This window comes from Pseudomonas sp. (assembly GCF_050739655.1).
In the GTDB taxonomy this organism is placed as follows: domain Bacteria; phylum Pseudomonadota; class Gammaproteobacteria; order Pseudomonadales; family Pseudomonadaceae; genus Aquipseudomonas.
In genome coordinates this window covers 1-4,014 of the sequence record NZ_JBOIBY010000650.1, presented here as the reverse complement: position 1 = coordinate 4,014, position 4,014 = coordinate 1, and the positions used below count along the sequence as shown (strand labels likewise).

Below are 4,014 nucleotides of genomic sequence, written 5' to 3'. Positions count from 1 at the left end.
CAAAAGATCGCAGCCTGCGGCAGCTCCTACACAGTGAATCCGTTATTTGACGAACGCCTGGAAGTCAGTGCCCATTTTATCGATCGCCGCCTTGAAGTCCTGCGCGGTGACTTTCTGGCTGTCGTTTTCGAGCTCCTTACCGAACACCTTACGCACGACCTTGGCCACGGTCTGGTTGTTTTTCGCGTCGATGAACTCAGCCTCGATGTACAGCTCGGTGTCCTGATCCCTGTGGCCGGTCGCGGCGGAAACACCGCCCACGATGGCGGCGATAGGCACCACTTCATACCATTGCATGCCTTTGTTGGAGGCGCTCACGCCGGTGATGGCTGCGCGCATGACCAGGGTTTTCGAGCCGGCCGGCGCCGCGCTTGGACTGTTGACTACCCGATACTTCTGACCCAGCGTGGCCTTGGCCTTGTTGGTCATGTAGGTTTGGATGTCGTTGAGGGTCTGCTTGTTGACCTGCTCATTAGGCTTGGGTGCCGGATACAGTTCAAGGCGGGTGAAGGCCACCGTGTCATATGCATTGGGATTCCACGACGGGCTCACCCAGCGCATCGCGGTACCACCGCTTGGCGTATTGACTTCCTGCAGGTTGTTGTAGTTGGAAAGGTAGCCGGAGTACTGCTCCTTCTCGGTGACTTTGGAGGTACAACCACCGAGCAGAAGCCCGGTGAGTGCGACGCTGATCAGCAAGTTACTGGACAGGTTCATAGTGCGGTGTGCTCCTTGGGTAAAGTCGTTATGTATTCGCAGGACATCAGAAACGCCAGGTCATGTTGCCGGTCACGGTTTGAATCCAGGCATTGTCGAATTGGCCGGAAATGCGATTGCCTGACAGGTTTTTGGTCTGGTCCACCTCCATGTCACCCATCCAGATCATGGCCCAACTGACGTTGAGATCGGTGACCTCGTTCAGCGCATAGGTAGCGCCTGTAGCGAAGCGCCAGGATTCGGCCATGGGGATGGTGACGGAGCGACGGCTATCGGACACGGCGCTGCTGTCATACGCCACGCCGAAGTTCCACAGCAGTTGCCGCGTGGCCTGGTATTGCCCGCCCAGCGACAGGTGCCAGGTGTCCTTGAAGTGGGCATCGACCGTGGTGGAAATGGCGTCGATGGCCGTGGTGTCGACCTGGGCCGCGATCTCGCCGAACTCTGACCAGTCCTGCCAGTTGAGCGAGGCGAGCAGCGCCCACTGCGGGTCAAGCTGCTGGAACAGGCTCAGGGTGACGGTCTGCGGCACCGTCATGTCGAGTTTGGTCGTGGTGCCGTTCAGGCGTTGCAGCAACGGGCCATCGCCATGGACATCCAGCCCATCCTCGAACTCCAGGTCGACTTTACTGGTGTAGGTCAGCCCAATGCGCGTGCCGGGTTGCGGGGCGTAGATCACCCCTACGTTGGCGCCAAAGCCCCAGTCGTTGTCCTTGTACTTGAACTGGCCGTCGTTGCGGTTGGTGAGGCCGAATGGCGAGCGGTCGATGGCGGTCTGCGCCTGCAGCATGCCGTACATGGCTTTCACGCCGACACCCACCGACCATTGATCATTGAAGCGATAGGCCACGCTTGGCACGAATGACAGGCCCAGCAGGCTGGCATTCTGCGCAAAGTAGCGCCCGGACCAATCGTTGTCGTAATTGACGGCCAGACCGAAGTCACCGTAGTTGCCAAAGCCCACGCTCCAGTGCTCGTCCAGCTCATGACTGACGAAAAAGCTCGCGCCGGGCATCGGTTCCAGCGCGTTGCCACTGCCACTGCCGGGCACATTGGTATCGTCGTCGCGATTGAACTTGATGTCGCCGTAAAGCACCTGCAAGCCGCCGGTGATTTGAGTGCCCGGCAGGAAACTCATGCCGGCCGGATTGCTGGCGATGGTCGAAGGACCTTGGGCTCTTGCCGCGGCACCTGCGTTGGCGAGGCCGACGTTATCGGTGCCGACTTCATAGAGCATGATGCCGCCAGCGAAAGCGTTCTGGCAGCACAGAGCAAGCAGGGTAAATGCGGGCAGGGCAGTTGTTTTCAACGGCGCGGCATTGATCCCCATGAAGCAGTCCCCCGACGATGCTTTAAATGTATGGCCTCTGAGCGAAAAGAGTAGGTTTGAATTGGAAAATCGCCAGTAATCTTGCTTTTGAAAGTCAAAAGATCGCAGTCTCGTTGCACTCGACAGCTCCTACAGAAAGTGAGTTAACCCATTCTTGTGTAGGAGCCGCCGCAGGCTGCGATCTTTTGATCTTGCTTTTGAAAGGTAAAAGATCGCCGCCTCTCGTGCGGTTATTGGCCGGCAGCGGCTGCGGCAGCGGTTGCCAATAGCGGCGCTATTTGCTCGTCGGTCAATGCCGCGTGGACGTCCATGCTCATCAGGTCGTTCCACTGCAGCACCCATTTTTGAATCGGCACCAGATCATTGGCCTCGGCAATGCCAAAACCGGCTGAGCTGCCTACGGCATGCCAGCGTCCCAGCATCTTGACGCCCTCCGGTGCAGCGCCACCGGTCTTGAGAAAACGTGCGATCGCTGCATCACGGTTGTCCGGGCTGATCGTCCAGCTGACGATGAATAACATCGGCCACCTCCTGCATTGGCACCTGTGTTTACGCAGGCCTGGCTGGCGCCGGGACCGTGGCTGCGATGGGGTTTCCAGATTCGTCCTGACTGGTTTGCAACGCTATCTCTCAAGGGAAGGCATAGCAGCGCCGCGCACTTCGCGTACGACCGTTGATCCTCTATCGGCGTGTTTTCCCGCTCAGCGGCTGAGACTGTTTCACCAAGGAAACATGGAAAGTTTGACCAGCATCGGGTTCATCAAGCATCCCGCAGCAGGTCATTGGCGTTGAGCACCTGGTAGGCGATTTCCGGGCGCTTTTCCATGGCGCGGCGGATCGCGGCCGGGATTGATGCGCGGGTCTTGCGGCACAGCCCCGGCAACTCATCAACGTAGATGCCGATGCCCCGCATGGTCCGCACCTCGTTGAAGCTGGGGACGATGTCGACGCGGATACCCAACTGCTCGAACATCCGACGTTGCAGGTGCTCCAGGTCCTGGAGGCTTGAGAGGTTTTCCAGGCGCTCGATCAGGCGCTTTTCTTCCGTGCGGGTCAGAAACAGGATACGCACGTCCGCCCCCGGCGTTTCCAGAAGCGGGTCACGCCCGCAATCGCAGGCACCGGGCGGGCAGGGTTGGCGAATCGGAGCAGAGGTGTTCATGGGATCAATCATAGAGCGCTGTGTTTGAATTTGCCCATAGGGTTTTTTCAGTGAAGGAGATCGAATGTGGGTCCCGATTTAAGAAAATGACTTTTGTTCAATAACAAAGATCGGTCAGTTGAAGGTAAGGCACTATGCTGGCCCCCATGTTGCTCGCCAGTCGCCAGAATCGCCGCATTTTCAAACGGTTAGGTGGAATGAACATGCGCAATGTGTGGGTCGCTCTGATCTCGTTCAGCGTTGCAGGGCTCGCAGTTTCTGCCCAGGCCAGGGACCTGAAGTCCGGTGACACCTATATGTGCAGTTGGGGGGCGGGTACCGCGGCCAGAGCGCAGGAGCTGAAGTTGTCCGGGGTTTCGCTGTATGCGGCGCGACAGAAAATCCAGGCGTACAAGTTTACAAAGCCCTGGATGCGGATGACGGCAATGGGCATTACTGAACAAACCTACGACAGTCCGACACGGATGAAGCCAGCGGCGGTTCGGCAGAGTTTTTATGAGGATTGTTTGAGGTATAAGTTGGCTCGCAAGTGATGGTGGGATTTTTGATTGTGTACATATCCATTGCTGCGGTAACGGCGGCTTATGGTTTCGCTTTTACAGCGAGTCCCTTTTGGCAAACGCCCCAAAAGGAACCAAAAGGTCTCGCCCCTTTCGTACGGCCCCTCGCTAAAGCTCGAGGTTCCCTCGCTCCGGCATTCATCCGGGGGCATCGCCTCCGGTTTGCTGCGCTGCACCTCCACTCGATGTGTGCGGCTGCGCCGCCCGGCGCTGCGCGCCTACCCCCCGGATGAACGCCTCCACTC

At 58.3% G+C, this 4,014-nt stretch carries 5 protein-coding genes; 1 reads left to right on the top strand and 4 read right to left on the bottom strand.

Annotated features, from left to right (window positions below; genetic code table 11):
* Positions 1-42: 42 nt before the first annotated feature.
* From ACRESJ_RS31090 to ACRESJ_RS31075, 4 genes are all read right to left on the bottom strand, one after another.
* Positions 43-717: a DUF3313 domain-containing protein gene (locus tag ACRESJ_RS31090; protein ID WP_431761321.1), complete on the bottom strand. Its 675-nt coding sequence runs from the start codon at positions 715-717 to the stop codon at positions 43-45.
* 46 nt (positions 718-763) lie between these two features.
* Positions 764-2,047, bottom strand: coding sequence for an OmpP1/FadL family transporter (locus ACRESJ_RS31085; protein ID WP_431761320.1), 1,284 nt, complete (start codon positions 2,045-2,047; stop codon positions 764-766).
* Between the two features lie 230 nt (positions 2,048-2,277).
* The gene (locus ACRESJ_RS31080) at positions 2,278-2,568 is read right to left on the bottom strand and encodes a DUF3303 domain-containing protein (RefSeq protein WP_431761319.1); all 291 of its coding nucleotides are present in this window, start codon (positions 2,566-2,568) and stop codon (positions 2,278-2,280) included.
* Between the two features lie 239 nt (positions 2,569-2,807).
* On the bottom strand, positions 2,808-3,209 hold the full coding sequence (locus ACRESJ_RS31075) for a hypothetical protein (RefSeq protein WP_431761318.1): 402 nt from the start codon (positions 3,207-3,209) through the stop codon (positions 2,808-2,810).
* A gap of 203 nt (positions 3,210-3,412) precedes the next feature.
* Between ACRESJ_RS31075 and ACRESJ_RS31070 the strand changes: the two genes are divergently transcribed.
* A complete protein-coding gene (locus ACRESJ_RS31070) occupies positions 3,413-3,742 on the top strand; it encodes a hypothetical protein (RefSeq protein ID WP_431761322.1) in 330 nt (109 codons plus the stop codon).
* The last annotated feature ends 272 nt before the right edge of the window (positions 3,743-4,014 follow it).

Bases quoted from the DNA above. Each gene is read 5' to 3' on its own strand.
- ACRESJ_RS31090 (WP_431761321.1), bottom strand. From the start codon at position 717: ATGAACCTGTCCAGTAACTTGCTGATCAGCGTCGCACTCACCGGGCTT.
- ACRESJ_RS31085 (WP_431761320.1), bottom strand. From the start codon at position 2,047: ATGGGGATCAATGCCGCGCCGTTGAAAACAACTGCCCTGCCCGCATTT.
- ACRESJ_RS31080 (WP_431761319.1), bottom strand. From the start codon at position 2,568: ATGTTATTCATCGTCAGCTGGACGATCAGCCCGGACAACCGTGATGCA.
- ACRESJ_RS31075 (WP_431761318.1), bottom strand. From the start codon at position 3,209: ATGAACACCTCTGCTCCGATTCGCCAACCCTGCCCGCCCGGTGCCTGC.
- ACRESJ_RS31070 (WP_431761322.1), top strand. From the start codon at position 3,413: ATGCGCAATGTGTGGGTCGCTCTGATCTCGTTCAGCGTTGCAGGGCTC.